Source organism: Polaromonas sp. P1_H6, assembly GCF_056405195.1.
This window is the reverse complement of record NZ_JBFUCN010000041.1, coordinates 1-13,617: the sequence shown is the minus strand read 5'-3', so window position 1 is coordinate 13,617 and position 13,617 is coordinate 1. Positions and strand designations below refer to the sequence as shown.

The 13,617-nt window shown below is 64.3% G+C and carries 16 protein-coding genes; 9 read left to right on the top strand and 7 right to left on the bottom strand.

The window, feature by feature from the left end:
* The first annotated feature begins 127 nt into the window (after positions 1–127).
* Entirely contained in the window at positions 128–1,999 is a 1,872-nt protein-coding gene (locus tag AC1D1F_RS23255) for a M48 family metallopeptidase (protein ID WP_477696582.1), read from the top strand.
* Between the two features lie 53 nt (positions 2,000–2,052).
* Here AC1D1F_RS23255 and AC1D1F_RS23250 read toward each other — a convergent pair whose 3' ends face one another.
* On the bottom strand, positions 2,053–2,931 hold the full coding sequence (locus AC1D1F_RS23250; protein ID WP_477678165.1) for a helix-turn-helix transcriptional regulator: 879 nt from the start codon (positions 2,929–2,931) through the stop codon (positions 2,053–2,055).
* Positions 2,932–3,008: 77 nt separating this feature from the next.
* Between AC1D1F_RS23250 and AC1D1F_RS23245 the strand changes: the two genes are divergently transcribed.
* A complete protein-coding gene (locus tag AC1D1F_RS23245) occupies positions 3,009–3,899 on the top strand; it encodes an SDR family oxidoreductase (protein ID WP_477678166.1) in 891 nt (296 codons plus the stop codon).
* 73 nt (positions 3,900–3,972) lie between these two features.
* On the top strand, positions 3,973–4,578 hold the full coding sequence (locus AC1D1F_RS23240) for a DUF938 domain-containing protein (protein ID WP_477678167.1): 606 nt from the start codon (positions 3,973–3,975) through the stop codon (positions 4,576–4,578).
* Here the strand turns inward: AC1D1F_RS23240 and AC1D1F_RS23235 are convergent.
* Genes AC1D1F_RS23235 through AC1D1F_RS23225 form a run of 3 tightly spaced genes read right to left on the bottom strand, consistent with a single transcriptional unit; the run spans position 4,575 to position 5,758 of the window.
* Entirely contained in the window at positions 4,575–4,925 is a 351-nt protein-coding gene (locus tag AC1D1F_RS23235) for a DUF2200 domain-containing protein (RefSeq protein WP_477678168.1), read from the bottom strand. The two genes, AC1D1F_RS23240 and AC1D1F_RS23235, sit on opposite strands and share 4 nt — an antisense overlap.
* Positions 4,926–4,947: 22 nt before the next feature.
* Positions 4,948–5,304: an ArsR/SmtB family transcription factor gene (locus AC1D1F_RS23230; protein ID WP_477678169.1), complete on the bottom strand. Its 357-nt coding sequence runs from the start codon at positions 5,302–5,304 to the stop codon at positions 4,948–4,950.
* Positions 5,288–5,758 (bottom strand): SRPBCC family protein, encoded by a 471-nt coding sequence (locus AC1D1F_RS23225; protein ID WP_477678170.1) that lies wholly within the window; start codon positions 5,756–5,758, stop codon positions 5,288–5,290. The genes AC1D1F_RS23230 and AC1D1F_RS23225 overlap by 17 nt, the downstream gene beginning before the upstream one ends.
* Before the next feature lie 284 nt (positions 5,759–6,042).
* Here AC1D1F_RS23225 and AC1D1F_RS23220 point away from each other — a divergent pair, with 284 nt between their 5' ends.
* The 3 genes from AC1D1F_RS23220 to AC1D1F_RS23210 all read left to right on the top strand — a co-directional run bounded on the left by AC1D1F_RS23220 (position 6,043) and on the right by AC1D1F_RS23210 (position 8,236).
* Complete coding sequence (locus AC1D1F_RS23220; protein WP_477696583.1) at positions 6,043–6,261, top strand: hypothetical protein; 219 nt, start codon at positions 6,043–6,045, stop codon at positions 6,259–6,261.
* Between the two features lie 7 nt (positions 6,262–6,268).
* A complete protein-coding gene (locus AC1D1F_RS23215; RefSeq protein ID WP_477678172.1) occupies positions 6,269–7,147 on the top strand; it encodes a peptidoglycan DD-metalloendopeptidase family protein in 879 nt (292 codons plus the stop codon).
* Positions 7,148–7,723: 576 nt separating this feature from the next.
* The gene (locus AC1D1F_RS23210; protein WP_477678433.1) at positions 7,724–8,236 is read left to right on the top strand and encodes a hypothetical protein; all 513 of its coding nucleotides are present in this window, start codon (positions 7,724–7,726) and stop codon (positions 8,234–8,236) included.
* A gap of 87 nt (positions 8,237–8,323) precedes the next feature.
* Here the strand turns inward: AC1D1F_RS23210 and AC1D1F_RS23205 are convergent, their stop codons facing one another.
* Positions 8,324–8,968 carry a hypothetical protein gene (locus AC1D1F_RS23205; RefSeq protein WP_477678434.1) on the bottom strand — a complete coding sequence of 215 codons (645 nt, stop codon included), beginning with the start codon at positions 8,966–8,968 and terminating at the stop codon, positions 8,324–8,326.
* A gap of 238 nt (positions 8,969–9,206) precedes the next feature.
* Complete coding sequence (locus AC1D1F_RS23200; protein WP_477678439.1) at positions 9,207–9,776, bottom strand: DUF2242 domain-containing protein; 570 nt, start codon at positions 9,774–9,776, stop codon at positions 9,207–9,209.
* Between the two features lie 121 nt (positions 9,777–9,897).
* On the opposite strand from AC1D1F_RS23200, the gene trxC reads away from it, so the two are divergent.
* Both trxC and AC1D1F_RS23190 read left to right on the top strand, forming a co-directional pair.
* The gene (trxC, locus tag AC1D1F_RS23195; RefSeq protein WP_477678435.1) at positions 9,898–10,335 is read left to right on the top strand and encodes a thioredoxin TrxC; all 438 of its coding nucleotides are present in this window, start codon (positions 9,898–9,900) and stop codon (positions 10,333–10,335) included.
* A gap of 83 nt (positions 10,336–10,418) precedes the next feature.
* Positions 10,419–11,759: a TAXI family TRAP transporter solute-binding subunit gene (locus AC1D1F_RS23190; RefSeq protein WP_477678436.1), complete on the top strand. Its 1,341-nt coding sequence runs from the start codon at positions 10,419–10,421 to the stop codon at positions 11,757–11,759.
* 17 nt (positions 11,760–11,776) lie between these two features.
* Here the strand turns inward: AC1D1F_RS23190 and AC1D1F_RS23185 are convergent, their stop codons facing one another.
* Complete coding sequence (locus AC1D1F_RS23185; protein WP_477696584.1) at positions 11,777–12,592, bottom strand: oxygen-binding di-iron domain-containing protein; 816 nt, start codon at positions 12,590–12,592, stop codon at positions 11,777–11,779.
* A gap of 132 nt (positions 12,593–12,724) precedes the next feature.
* On the opposite strand from AC1D1F_RS23185, the gene AC1D1F_RS23180 reads away from it, so the two are divergent.
* Positions 12,725–13,384 (top strand): GDSL-type esterase/lipase family protein, encoded by a 660-nt coding sequence (locus tag AC1D1F_RS23180; protein WP_477696585.1) that lies wholly within the window; start codon positions 12,725–12,727, stop codon positions 13,382–13,384.
* Positions 13,385–13,617 lie beyond the last annotated feature (233 nt).

Below are 13,617 nucleotides of genomic sequence, written 5' to 3'. Positions count from 1 at the left end.
AGGTCTTTGGAAACAAACTGAAACAGCACCGGTTTTGGTGAATTGTTGCCCTCCCATTCGACGGCCAAACGCACGGCCGCCCGTATGATCGGCCGGTTCAAATTCAAAACTCAAAAGGACGTTCCCCATGGCTGCTGCGCGCACGATCCACGCCGACCTCTGGCGGGTGTTTTTGCTGACCCTGGCATCGCTCTTTCTCATTCCGGCGGTCACGCTGGTTTTCACGCACTACGCGCTGCAGTCTGAGGACAAGGACTTCATTCAGCGCGTCAGTTCCCAAATCAACGCCGCCAAAGACATGACGCCGGCGCAGAAGGCGGACGAGATTGCGTTTTACGACACGCACAGGCTGTCGATGGCCTGCGCCGCCACCGGACCGGAGAACCAGGTCTTTCACGACAAGGTGTGCAGCGCGTATTCCATGCACTGGTGGTTTCACTGGGCCGAGCGTGCCGCCTTCTGGACCTTGATCCTCGGAGCCGCGCTGCTGGTGGCGGCCGGCGTGCTGGGCGCGCTGGCCTTTGTCAACCGCGGCCTGCGCTATGCAAGCTTTGTGGCGGGCTGGCGGCTCATGACGGTTTCAAGTGCGGTGGAGGTCACCTTGCAAAGCGCCATGCTGGTGTGGCTTTCATTCTGGCTCACGGCTTATTTCTGGCACAGCTACTACATCAAGCTGGTCGGCCTGGCCGGCATCATGGCGGCCCTGGCGGTTTTTTATGCCATCTACACGCTGTTCAAAAAATTGCCGTCGGGCAGCACCATTGAAGGCGAGCTGCTGCTTGAGGCCGACGCCCCGCGCCTGTGGGACCGCATTCGCCAACTCGCGGGCCGCGTCAAGACATCCCCGCCGGACCAGATCATTGCGGGTATCGACAACAACTTTTTTGTGACCGAGGCACCCTGCACGGTGGCCGGGCAGACCCTGACGGGCCGCACGCTGTTTGTGAGCATTCCGCTGCTGCGGGTGCTGGACACCACCGAGGCCGATGCTGTGCTGGCGCACGAGCTGGCCCACCTGGGCGGCGGCGACACGCGCAGCAGCGCGGCGCTGGGCCCCAAGCTCAACCAGTTTGACCTCTACACCTGGCAAATGCGCAGCGGCGGGTTGACCATCGTGGCCCACTACCTGCTGCGCCTGTACCGCATGGTGTTTGAGTTTGCGCTGGCACGCGACAGCCGCGAGCGCGAGTACACCGCCGACCGTGTGGCCGCGAAGCTGACGGCGCCGCAGTCCATCGTGCAATCGCTGATCAAGATCTCGGCGTATTCCAGCTACCGCAACACGGTGGAACGCAAGCTGTTTGAGCAAGAGCAGCAACACACCGGGGCGCTGGGCATTGCCGGCTTTGTGGCTGAAGGCCTGCACCCTTATGCCAGCTCGGACGAGTTTGTGACGGCCATGAAAACCGCCGCCGTGCCGCACCCTTACGACACGCACCCGCCGCTGGTGGAACGCATGCGCAATGTGAACCACAAGGTGGCGGAAGACAGCTACGGCGCCATCGTGACCACCGTGCCCCAAGCCACCTGGGCCGATGAAATATCGACCGCCGCCGCCATCGAGCAGCGGCTGTGGACAGACTACGAGCAGCGTTTTGCCGCCGCGCATGAGCAAAGCCTGGCCTACCGCTATGAGCCGGCCACCGAAGAAGAGCGCGCCGTCGTGCTGCGCTACTTTCCGCCGGTATCGTTTGACCTTGGCAAGGACAAGCGCATTGACATCAGCTATGAAGGCCTGCATGCCACGGCAGACGACGGCGTGCCGCTGTCATGGGACGAGGTCAAGGGCATGACATTCAACAACAGCAGTTTTGGCAACACGCTCACCGTCACGCACTTCGACAAGGGCATGCTGGGCGCGCGCACCAGCACGATCAAGCTCAAGGGCCTGGGCAAGCAGGAAGATCACTTCAAGGCGGTGCTGGGGAGCTACTGGCAGCGCCACCAGATCATGCGGGCGCAGCAAAAAGCCCGCGCCGCTGAAACCGAAACGGCCTGAAACGCGCGTGTGATTGAAGAGCCGGCGAAAGCCGGCTGGCGCTTCACCGGCTTTCAGCGCTTTTCTTTTTTCAAGCGCCCGGCCTTGTTCGCCATCAACAAGGCCACCCCGTCCGCATCCGCCTCCGTCACGGGCGTGAACACAATCATGCTGAGCCCGGCCGCACTGTCGACCGGGAAGGACTGGTATTCGAGCGTGATGGGCCCGGCTGGCGGGCGCTCGATTTTTTTGACGCCGACGTAGTGGCTGCTGGTTTCGTTGTCGGCCCACAGCCGGCGAAAGTCCTTGCTGCCGGCCTGCAGCTCTTCGGCCAACGCGGCCGCTTCGGGGCTGTCACCGGCCCGCGCCGCATCGACGCGAAAGGCGGCCATGGCAAAGCGCGCTTGGGCCTCCCAGTCGGGCATGCCGCGCATAACCGGGTCGGTGAACAGGCGCCTGAGCAGGTTGCGCCCGCCGGGCGGCTGCGCGGCGTAGTCGCTCAGCACCGCTGCCGCTGCGGCATTCCAGGCCACGATGTCCCAGGCCAACGTCTTCACGACAGCGGGGCTGGTGGGCATGCCGTCGAGCACGCGCTGCAGGGCGGGCGGGACGGCAGCTGATGCTGTCGGCTTGAGCGGCGGCGGCCGCTGCTGGGCCAGCAAAAACATGAACTCGCGGTCGGCCCGGTCCAGCGCCAGCGCGCCGGCCAGCCGCTCGAGCACCTCGTCAGACGGCGGGCCGCCGCGGCCCTGCTCCAGCCAAGTGTACCAGGTGACGCTCACATGGGCGCGCGTGGCGACTTCTTCACGCCGCAGGCCGGGTGTGCGGCGGCGGCTGTCGGCGCCCGCCGCGGGCGGCAGGCGCGCGCGGCGATCGCGCAGGAAAGCGCCCAGCGTGAGAGGCACCGCTTGTAAAGGCTGTGTTGTAAGGGTCGTCAGGGTGTTAGTGCTCATACCTGTATACGCTCACGGCTTTTGCGAATGGAGGTGGCGACGCAAGATGCGGGCTCATTGATTTTCAGGAGTTCAGTATGCGTGTTTTCTTGACCGGAGCCACAGGCTTCATCGGCTCAGCCATTGTGCAGGAGCTGCTTTCCGCGGGCCACGTGGTGCTGGGCCTGGCGCGCAGCGATGCGGCGGCCGATGCACTGGCGCGGCTCAGTGTGCAGGCCCATCGCGGTGAACTGGCCGACACCGCCGGCCTGGCCGCCGCTGCCAGGGCCTGCGACGGTGTGATCCACACCGCTTTCATTCATGACTTTTCGGCACATGCCGCTGCCGCCGAGACAGACCGCCAGGCCGTCACGGCCATGCTGGGCGCGCTTGAAGGCTCGGGTAAACCGCTGGTGGCAACATCGGTCACCGTGCTGGCGGCGCACGCCCACCCGGCGACGGAGGACATACCCGTGCCTGAAGCCTCGCCCAACCCGCGTGCGAAAGCGGAGGCCATGGTGCTGGCCTCGGCCGGCCGGGGGGTGCGCGCCAGCGTGGTGCGGCTGCCGCCCTCGGTGCACGGCGCGGGCGACTATGGTTTTGTGCCCATGCTGGTGCGCATTGCGCGCAGCAAGGGTGTGTCTGCCTACATCGGCGAGGGCATGAACCGCTGGCCGGCGGTGCACCGGCTGGACGCGGCCCGCCTCTTCAGGCTGGCGCTGGAGAGCGCTTTGCCCGGTGCGCGCTTGCATGCCGTGGCCGAAGAGGGCCTCACGCTGCGCGCGATTGCCGAGGCCATAGGCGCGGGGCTGGGTGTGCCTGCGCGCGGCATCGCGGCCGATGAAGCGCAAGGCCATTTCGACTGGCTGGCACGCTTTGTGGCTATCGACAACCCGAGTTCGAGCGCCCTCACCCGCGCTTCTCTGGGATGGCAGCCACGGGAAGCGGACTTGCTGGCGGACATGCGGGACGGTGGCTATTTCAGCTGACGCCAGCTGAGAGTCAGTTGTGATTAGTTGAAACCAGTTGAGATCGGCAGGGGTGTGCGGTTTAATCACACCCATGCCAAGCCCGAACTTCAGCCCCGCAGCAGACCGCAACAAGCAAGCCATCTTCGACGTCCTGCGCAAGGTCTTGCCGGGGCAAGGCAGCGCACTCGAAATCGCCTCCGGCACAGGCCAGCACGTCGCCTGGTTTGCGGCGGGCCTGCCGCAATGGACCTGGCAACCCACCGATGCGATACCGGCCGCACTGGGCTCGATCTCGGCCTGGGTGGCCGAGCAAGGATTGTCCAATGTGCGCACTCCCCTTGTGCTCGACGTCATGGCGTCCAAATGGCTGCCTGACGATGCCAGGTTTGACCTGGTCTACTGCGCCAATATGCTGCACATCTCACCCTGGGCGACCTGTGCCGCGCTGATGCAAGGCAGCGTGCGCCACCTCGCGGCCAGCGGTGTGCTGGTGAGCTATGGGCCTTACCTGGAAGACGACGTGCCGACTTCGGAAGGCAACCTGTCGTTTGACCAAAGCCTGCGCGCGCAAGACCCGGCCTGGGGAATCCGCCGCAGGGAAGACGTCGAGCAGGAAGCGATGCGGGCCGGCCTGCGCCTGAAAGCGCGGCATGCGATGCCGGCGAACAATCTGTTGCTGGTGTGGGGCCGGGCTTAGGCCCGCAGGATTTTTTCCATCGCCTTGCCTTTTGCAAGCTCATCAATGAGCTTGTCCAGGTAGCGTATTTTTTGCATCAGCGGGTCTTCGACCTCTTCGACGCGGACACCGCAGACCACGCCTTTAATCAGCGAGGCATTCGGGTGCATGGCCGGAGCCTGGGCGAAGAAAGTTTCGAAGTCGTTTTGCTGCTTTATTTGCCGATCCAGTCCCTTTTGGTCATAACCCGTCAGCCAGCAAATGATCTGGTCGACTTCTTCCTTGCTGCGGCCTTTGCGTTCGGCTTTGTGAACCAGCATCGGATAGACCTTGGCGAATGCCATCGAGAAAATCTTGTGTGCGGCCATTGTTGTTTCTCCTGTGGATGGCCTAGGCCTCCAGCGACGCTTTCAGGCGGCCCAGCGCCTGGTCCCACTGCTGGGCGATCAGGTCCAGCGAGCGGCGGGCTTCGTCGAGTTGCTGCGGATCAAACTGCCACAAGCGCTCGCGCCCGACCTTGACGTGGTGCACCAGGCCCGCATCGGCCAGTACGTGCAGGTGTTTGGTCACGGCCTGGCGGGTGATGTCGGTGGTGGACGTTAATTGGGCTATCGACACGGCCCCGCCCACGCAGAGCACGGCCACCAGGCGCAAGCGGGTTTCGTCGCCCAGGGCGGCGAAGACGCCTGCGGGGCCGGGCTGGGGCGGGGTTTCGCGGGTCCGGGCAGGCTTACTGGGTGGTGACATATTTCTGGATATTAACCAGCTGGCCTTCCCAGCCGCCGGTGTTCATGCGGATCGCATCTGCGCGGCGGGCCGCCGGTATCTTGTCAAAGCCTGATTCGACCACGGTCAGCAGCGTGCCCTCGCCCGTGCCTTTGAGCGTGAACTCCACCAGGGTTGTGGGCTCTTTTGAATAGTCGACGGCCGGGTCTACCGCATAGGGGTGCCAGCGGTAAGAAAACAGTTTTTCCGGCTCTATGCGCTCAATCAAGGCGTCGAACATCACGTGCCGATAGCCCTCAATGGTGATCTGGCCTTGCACCTGCTGGCCGGCGACGAACTTTTTTCCCTTGAGCGCCGCGCCGAACCAGTTGCCGAACTCCTCGGCATTGGTCAGTGCGCGCCATACCTGTGAAACAGGGGCATTGATCAAAGTGCTGCGTTCAATACGGTCCGTGGATGAAGTGGATGAAGTCATATGCAATCTCCTTGTTGCATGAATTGTGCACGGGCAAATACCGTAATGCAACCATTTGATTGCATTAATTTGAAACCGTTTTCAACACCGTTCCGTCAAATGCAAGCAGATGCCATGCCCTCACCACATGGCGAAAATTGCATGCTAAATGCCTCATCGGCGACTGCGCCAAGCACTCTTCAAAGTGGTGTTCGCCTACACGGTTTGGCCCGCGCTGCGTGTCAAATAGGGGTGTCCGGCGTTTACCGCCCATCGCCCTTCGCCTAACCCTGCAGGAGACAGCCATGCCCCAGTTCGCCATGATTACCGGTGACGTGACTTACACACCGGGTGACGGTACGCCGATTGAAATCCCGCGCGTGCGCATTGAAGTCGCGCTGGAGCCCGACAGCGCCACGCTGAGCTGGGACGCCGGCGACGGCGTGCGCGCCGTGACGGCCATTCCGCGCATCCAGTTCGACGACTATGTGAACGAAGGAAAAATCACCATGACGCCGCAATAATGGCGCCATGCATTCCCTTCTTTCACGCGCCCCCATCCCTTTATCCCTGACCCGCCGCTCGGCGCTGCTCGCCGCCACAGGCTGGCTGGCCTTGCCGGCCTCGGGCCTGGCCGAAACGCCCTCCTCCGCCATCTGGCCGCGCGCCTCGCAGGTGCCCGGCGGCGTGGCGCTGCTGCCGCTGGGCGCGGCGGCGCAGCGGCCGGCCGCCCATGCCGGCGAGGTCCCCCTGCTGGTGCTGGGCGATGCGAGGGAATGGACGGCGCTGGTAGGCATTGCGCTGTCGGCCCTGCCCGGCGAGGCCAGCATCACGGTGCAGGCCGCGGACGGCAGCCGGCGCGACATCGCCTACACGATAGCGCCCAAGCACTACAGCGAGCAGCAACTCAAGGTCGAGCCCCGCACGGTGGACCTGTCGCCCGAAGACCTGGCGCGCTACGAACGCGAGCGCGCGCACCAGGAAGGCGTGATGGCGATTTTCAGCGAACCCTTGCCGCAGGGCTCCTTGCGCATGCGCGTGCCGGTGCCGGGAAGGCGATCAAGTTCCTTCGGCCTGCGCCGCATCTTCAACGGCCAGCCACGCAACCCGCACAGCGGCATGGACATCGCAGCCGCCACCGGCACACCTGTTGTGTCGCCGCTGCCGGCGCGGGTGATTGATACCGGGGACTATTTTTTCAATGGCAACACGGTTTGGCTGGATCATGGGGGTGGACTTTTGAGTATGGTTTGCCATCTGAGTGCGGTTGATGTGAAGGTTGGGGATCTGCTCAAGACTGGCGAGCGGCTGGGGGCTGTGGGGGCGACTGGTCGGGTGACCGGGCCTCATTTGCATTGGGGCGTTATGCTGAACCGTTGCATGGTTGATCCGGCTTTGTTCCTGGTTTGAGGTTGGTTTCTGCTTCCGGCGGCGCGCCCTCTGCATGGGTTTGCTGGCCGGGGTTGCCGGCAGCAACTCACTTTTCTTTGCTTCGCCAAAGAAAAGTAAGCAAAAGAAAGGCGACCCGCAGTCTGGGTCCCTACGCTTCGCTTCGGGCAACCTGCGGTGCTCGACTACGGCGGGGTCTCGCGCAAACTCGCCTTCGGCTCAGACAAGCGCGATCCCTGATCCGCCTACGTCTGCGCTCCTCGGCCCAGCCAGGACGGGGCAATCGGGAGCGGGGAAGTTTAGCGAGACCCCGTCTGGACCGAGCACCGCAGGTTGCCCGTAGCGCAGCGAAGGGACGCAGCAACCAGGGTCGCCTTTTCTTTTGCTTACTTTTCTTTTGGCGAAGCAAAAGAAAAGTGAGTAGCCGCCGGGCTACCCCCGGCCAACCGCCCTCAGCAAAGAGCACAGAGGAGAGGGAGCGCGCAAAGCCGGCGCAAGACCCGGCTTCTGGACCCCCCTCTCTAACCCGTTAGGTCGCCCTCACTAGCCAAACCCGGCAAGATAAGCCCATCGTCAAAGCCTAACAAAGGAATTCCCATGAGCGCCAAAAACCTCTCTACCGTTGCCACCGACCTGATCGAGTCCTACGGCAATACCGCCCGCAACGTCATCCAGGCCTACCGTGCCGGCGGCGAGCGCGTTGTCAGCCTGCTGGAACAGCGCTGGAACACGGCCCTGAAACAATCGCGCACCGAGCTGACGGCCGAGACCGCGAAAAACGCTTCGGCCGCGCAAGCTGCCTTCAGCGCCTACTACACCAAGGGCCTGCTGCTGACGACCAGCGGCGCCGAGCAGGTGGTGAGCCAGCTCGTGAAAGTGGCTGAAGCCGGCGTGGAACGCGCCGCTGCCAACGCCAGCCTGTTTGAAGAAAAAACCGGCGTGACCGCGCTGAACACCCTGGCCCAGGCCACTGCGCCCGGCGCACTGGCTTTGAGCAAGCTGGCCGCGCAGATCGAGCAAAAGAGCGCCGCACTGGCGGGCAAGATTGCCGGTGAGCACAAGGCTGCGGCCAAGCGCAGCACGGCTTTCCGCCGCGCCAAGGCAGCCTGATTCTTTTCGCTTGAAACAAAAACCCCGGCCGGCGCCCTGCGCTGACCGGGGTTTTTTTATGCCTTAAGGCTTGGTAAGCCTTGGTGCTTAACCGCGCGGATTGATCAGGCGTTCAACCTCATCTCGCAGCGCGCTCAATTGGGCGCGCAGGTCGCGGCGCTCCTGCTGCGTCACCACGCCGTCGGAACGGTAAGCGGCCTCGCGGCGTTCAATGGCCTCCTCGCGGGCCTGCAAGCGGCCGGCTTCGCGCAGGCTCAGGCGGTGGCTGCGCACGCCTTCGTCGATACGCTGGCGGATGTTGAACTCCTGGCTGTCGATGCCGCCCAGCCTGTCGGCCGGATAGCCGACGGCAACGGTGCGGTTGTTGGCGATGGCGCGCTCCACCTCGGCACTGAGCTGGGCCATGTCGGCGCGCAGCTGCTGGCGTTCCTGCGGCGTGACGCGGCCGTCGGCCTTGTAGGCGGCCTCACGGTTCTGGATGTCGTTGTCGCGGCGGTACAGCAAACGGGCTTCCGAGGGCGTGATGCGGCCGGACTGGAGGCCCTGGCGTATGCGCTCGCTGACGGCCTGCTGCGCGTTGTCTATGCCCGGCGTTTGCGGAGCAGGCGCATACACCACCTGGGGCGGATAGGCAGGTGAATAAGGGCCCGGCTGCGCCATCGCCGGCGCGGCGGCCAGGCCCGCGGCCAGCGCGGTGGCCAGAAGGGATGCGGTCAAGAGTTTCGATTTCATGGGGGGCTCCTTTGCTCAATGAGTGAAGCAGCAAACCGGGGGGCTTGCTTTTCCAAAGCGCCGGCCTGGAGGGGCCTGGGTGCTTCAGTGCCTTCATCGTGGAACCCCAAGGTCAACGCCGTGTAATGCGGAGGTAGGGCGGGTGTAATGCGCCGCGCTTTTACCCCGTGTTTACCGCGCGGCATGCCGGCGTATCAGGATGTAGCTTCGCCTTACAAAACGGGCAAGTATGAGTCGCCTATTGCGCGCCCGGCGGCAAATCGTCCACCGTCGCGAGGTAGCGGCTGAGCAGCTCAAAAAAGCCGTCGTAAAACGCGTCCGACGAAATCGTGACGCTGCCGACTTTCACCATGGAGTCATTGCCGGAACTGAAAGGCAGGGACACCGAGCCCAGGGCGCCCACGCCCAGGCTGGCGGAGTTGTTGCTCTTTTTGAGCTGGTAGCTGTCCTGCAGCGCGGTGACAAAACCCAGGCTGATCTTGCCGTCGGCGCTTTCGGGCGCGCACACCACGCGTATCACCATCTGCAGGTGCGACTCGGCCTCGGGCTGGAAGCTCTTCTGGCCCTCAACCAGGTCGGCCCTGGCGATGTTGATGATGTAGCCCTGGCTCAGCAGCGCGCGGCGCGCGGCCTCGCAGGTCTGCTCGGGCCTGGCGTCGAAGAGGCGCGAATAGGTGGCGGTGGAACCGAACTTTTCCTGCAGGGGAAAGGACTTCACGCCGCTGGCGCAACCCGTGAGCAGCAGTATCCCCAGCGCACCGGGCAGGACGCCCGCAGCGGATGCCAGGCGACTATGCCTCCAAAACAGTTTCAAAACGGACCCCTTTCACAATCTGGAAATCTTCAAGCGCGGCCCTCACGGGGCGCAGGACGTATTTGTACACCCTGCGCCGGCTTGAAAAGCCTCCCCGGCGCCCCAGTTACAAACAATGACCGACTCGCTCCACATCGTCTGCCCCCACTGCCATACCACCAACCGCGTGCGCGCCGACCAGTTGGGCAGCGAGCCCAGCTGCGGTAGCTGCAAGAAAGCGCTGTTTGTGGCGCATTCCACCGCGCTGGATGAAGCGGCCTTTGACAAACACATCAGCCGCAACCAGATCCCGGTGCTGGTCGACTTCTGGGCGCCGTGGTGCGGCCCCTGCCGGCAGATGGCGCCGGCCTATGAGCAGGCTGCCGCGCAGCTGGAGCCGCAAGTGCGCGTGGCCAAGGTCGACACCGAGGCCGTGCCTAATCTGGGCGCGCGCTTCAATATCCGCAGCATTCCGACCCTGGCGTTGTTCCAGGACGGCCGCGAGGTGGCGCGCCAAGCGGGCGCGATGGGGGCGGCGGATATCGTGCGCTGGGTTCGGGCGAATTTGCGCTGAGGCTTTTCCGGCTCGATGACACGCGGCCGATCTTGCCGCTGCATGCACTTTGCGACTTGGGAGGCCTTGGTTAGACTGCACCCATGCTGATCATCCCCTCCCTGAGCCGCAAGCAGACCTTCCTGCTTGCCGTCGCCATCATCGGCGGGCTCGCGGTGCTGTTATCGATGTTCTCGCGTTCGCTGCTGCCCGCGCCGCCGCGGCAGGTCCAGATGACGACGGGGGCGGTGGACGGCGCGGCGCACCAGTTCGCGCTGAGGTACCAAAGCTATTTAAGCGCCAACGGCGTGACGCTGGAGCTCTTGCCTTCCAGCGGTGCGGTGCAAAACCTTGAGCGCCTGAACGCGGGCATGCCGGTGGGTTTTGTGCAGGGCGGCCTGGGCTTGCTGCAGCTTGATTCGCAGGAGCCGGAATCCAGCACGCCGCTACGCTCGCTGGGGGTCGTGGGTTACGAGCCGGTCTGGATGTTCACCTCGCCGGCGCTGGCCAAAACCTTAAGCAAGGGCTTGGGCCCGCTGGTAGGCAAAAAAGTCGCCATCGGCGTGGAAGGCAGCGGCACACGCAAGGTGGCGCTGGAGTTGCTGCAAGCCTATGGCGTCACGCCGGCCAACGCCACCCTGACGCCCGGTGGCGGGCAGGCGGCGGCCAAGGCGCTGCTGGCACGCGAGATCGACGCGCTCTTCCTGATAGGCGCGCCGCAGACACCGGCGGTGCAGATGCTGCTGGGCAAGCAGGATGAGGCGCACCTGGTGTCAATTGAACACGCCGAAGGGCTGACGCGGCGCCTGCCTTATCTCTCGCTGGTGACGCTGAAGGCCGGCTCGGTCGACCCGGCGCAGGACCGCCCGCGCCAGGACATCACGCTGCTCGCCACCACGGCCAACCTGGTGATCCACAAGGACCTGCACCCGGCCCTGGCCTATCTGTTGCTGGAGGCCGCGCGCGAGGTGCACCGGGGCGCCACGCTGCTGAACAGGCCGGGCGAGTTCCCGAACGGGGCCGCGACGGAATTTCCGCTGGCCGATGAGGCGGCGCGTTATTATAAGGACGGACGGCCCTTCCTGCAACGCTACCTGCCCTACTGGGCGGCCAACGCCCTGCAGCGCCTGCTGCTGGTGCTGCTGCCGCTGGTGGCGATCGCGATTCCGGTATTCCGCATCGTGCCCAGGCTGTTTGAGTTCAAGGAAAAGAACCGGCTCTACCGCCGCTACGGCGCGCTGCTGGAGATGGAGCGCGACATCGGCGCGCGGCGGCTTGATGCGCGGGAGGTCGCCGAGGCCACCGCGCGGCTCGACAAGATAGAACACGACGTGAGCCACATGAAGTTCGCGCTGGACTTTTCTGACCGGGTCTACACGCTGCGCCAGCATGTGGACTATGTGCGCCGCCAGTTGCACGGACAGGGCGAACCGCCGCCAGGGTGAACGGCGGCCGTTTTCCGCTAAACCGTATTCACACGCAAGGCGGCTTCCGGCAGCGGGATGGCCGCGGTGGGCAGCTGGTAGTGACGGTCGTCGAACAGGTCTATGCCGCACATCAGCGATTCGGCCCAATCGAAGAACTGCCCTATGGCCGGCCCCGTGAGCGGTGCGCCATGCTGCGGCACCAGCATGTGGATGTCGAGCTGGCGCGCCATGCGAACCCACAGGCGCAGCACCTTGTTGGACACCATGTAGCGGCGGTGAAAACCTTCCATCAGACGCAGGTGGCCTGAAGTCAGGTCGGTCACCGGCACCTGCGCGCCTTGGCCCGAGGTCATGGAAACACCCAGGTCGCCGGTGAAAAGAATGCGGCTGACGGGATCGTAAAAATGGAAGTTGCCTTCGGAATGCAGGAAATGGGCGGGCAGCAGCCACAACTCGTTGCGGCCCAGCGGCAGGCGCCCGCCGGCATCGACCACACCGATCACGCGCCGGTCGGTCTTGCCGACCTTTGTGAAGTGCGGCACAAAGCGCTCCCATACGCGTGAGATCACCAGTTGCGCCGGGGTGGAAGTCAGCCACCGGTCCAGCGAAGCGATGATGTCCGGGTCGGCATGCGAGGCGATGATGTAGGAAAGCTTTTGCGGGCTGAAGTGGCGAGACATGCCCAGGAAGAGTTCATTGAAGGCCAGGTTGCCGCCCGGGTCGATCACGGCGCCGGTGCCGTTATCCACGATGAGGAACTGGTTGGCCTGCACGGCCTGGTTGTCCTCTTCGACGAGGTCGGTAAACATCAGGCAGGCGTGGCGGCTGTCGCGATAGAGCTCGATAGGCATAGAAAAAGGAAGAGGCCGGCGCAGGCGCCGCGGTGGGAAAACCCGGACTTTAAAAGGCCTCAGCGCGCCCGCGCTTGATGCAGGTCAAGCGCTGGCAAAATCCAGCTTACCGCCGCACCCCGAGAACAGTCCATGCCCACCACCCCGACTCCCCTGCTTCAACGCCGGCTGCTGCTGGCCGGTATGGCCTCGGCGCTCGCGCTGGCGGCCGGCTGCTCCAAAAAAGCCAAGCCGCAGGGCAAGACACTGCCCAAGGAGGCCGTGCTGCTGTGCCTGGGCGATTCGCTGACCTTTGGCTACGGCGCCACGGCGGGCACCGGCTACCCGCAACAGCTGGAGCAACTGACGGGCTACGTCACCAAAAACGCGGGCCTCAACGGCGACACGGCCGAGGGCGCGCTGGCGCGGCTGCCCGGGCTGCTCCAGGACAACACGCCGGGACTGGTGCTGGTGTCGATAGGCGGCAATGACTTCCTGCGCGGCTTGCCGCTGGACCGCACGCGCGCCGCGCTCAAAAGCCTGGTGCAGACGGCGGCATCCAGCGCGCAGGTGGTGCTGATCGCGCAGCCCAAGCCGGTCTTCATTGCGGCCGCGACTAACTCGCTTAGCGACCATGAGGTGTATGCCGAAGTGGCGAAGGAAACCGGCACGCCCCTCTTCAGCGGCGGCTGGTCATATGTGCTGTCGCGCAGCGAGCTGCGGTCGGACCAGATTCATGCGAATGGCGAGGGTTATAAGGTTTTTGCCGAACGCTTGGCGGCTTGGCTTAGGGATATGAAGTTTTTGGCCTGATAGGTATTTAGGCCGGTCTTGCTCCGGCCTTTGCGCTACTGTTTTCTCTGCTGAGTTCTGCTGGCCGGGGGTTGCCCGGCGGCCAGTAACTTTCTTTTGCTTCGCCAAAAGAAAGTCACCAAAGAAAAGGCGACCCGCAGTCTGGGTCCCTGCGCTTCGCTACGGGCAACCTGCGGTGCTCGAGCCAAGCGGGGTCCGGCTAAACTCGCTTCGCTCAGACAACGCCGGCCCTG

Coding starts and splice junctions, on each gene's coding strand:
- AC1D1F_RS23255 (WP_477696582.1), top strand. CDS start 128: ATGGCTGCTGCGCGCACGATCCACGCCGACCTCTGGCGGGTGTTTTTG.
- AC1D1F_RS23250 (WP_477678165.1), bottom strand. CDS start 2,931: ATGAGCACTAACACCCTGACGACCCTTACAACACAGCCTTTACAAGCG.
- AC1D1F_RS23245 (WP_477678166.1), top strand. CDS start 3,009: ATGCGTGTTTTCTTGACCGGAGCCACAGGCTTCATCGGCTCAGCCATT.
- AC1D1F_RS23240 (WP_477678167.1), top strand. CDS start 3,973: ATGCCAAGCCCGAACTTCAGCCCCGCAGCAGACCGCAACAAGCAAGCC.
- AC1D1F_RS23235 (WP_477678168.1), bottom strand. CDS start 4,925: ATGGCCGCACACAAGATTTTCTCGATGGCATTCGCCAAGGTCTATCCG.
- AC1D1F_RS23230 (WP_477678169.1), bottom strand. CDS start 5,304: ATGTCACCACCCAGTAAGCCTGCCCGGACCCGCGAAACCCCGCCCCAG.
- AC1D1F_RS23225 (WP_477678170.1), bottom strand. CDS start 5,758: ATGACTTCATCCACTTCATCCACGGACCGTATTGAACGCAGCACTTTG.
- AC1D1F_RS23220 (WP_477696583.1), top strand. CDS start 6,043: ATGCCCCAGTTCGCCATGATTACCGGTGACGTGACTTACACACCGGGT.
- AC1D1F_RS23215 (WP_477678172.1), top strand. CDS start 6,269: ATGCATTCCCTTCTTTCACGCGCCCCCATCCCTTTATCCCTGACCCGC.
- AC1D1F_RS23210 (WP_477678433.1), top strand. CDS start 7,724: ATGAGCGCCAAAAACCTCTCTACCGTTGCCACCGACCTGATCGAGTCC.
- AC1D1F_RS23205 (WP_477678434.1), bottom strand. CDS start 8,968: ATGAAATCGAAACTCTTGACCGCATCCCTTCTGGCCACCGCGCTGGCC.
- trxC (WP_477678435.1), top strand. CDS start 9,898: ATGACCGACTCGCTCCACATCGTCTGCCCCCACTGCCATACCACCAAC.
- AC1D1F_RS23190 (WP_477678436.1), top strand. CDS start 10,419: ATGCTGATCATCCCCTCCCTGAGCCGCAAGCAGACCTTCCTGCTTGCC.
- AC1D1F_RS23185 (WP_477696584.1), bottom strand. CDS start 12,592: ATGCCTATCGAGCTCTATCGCGACAGCCGCCACGCCTGCCTGATGTTT.
- AC1D1F_RS23180 (WP_477696585.1), top strand. CDS start 12,725: ATGCCCACCACCCCGACTCCCCTGCTTCAACGCCGGCTGCTGCTGGCC.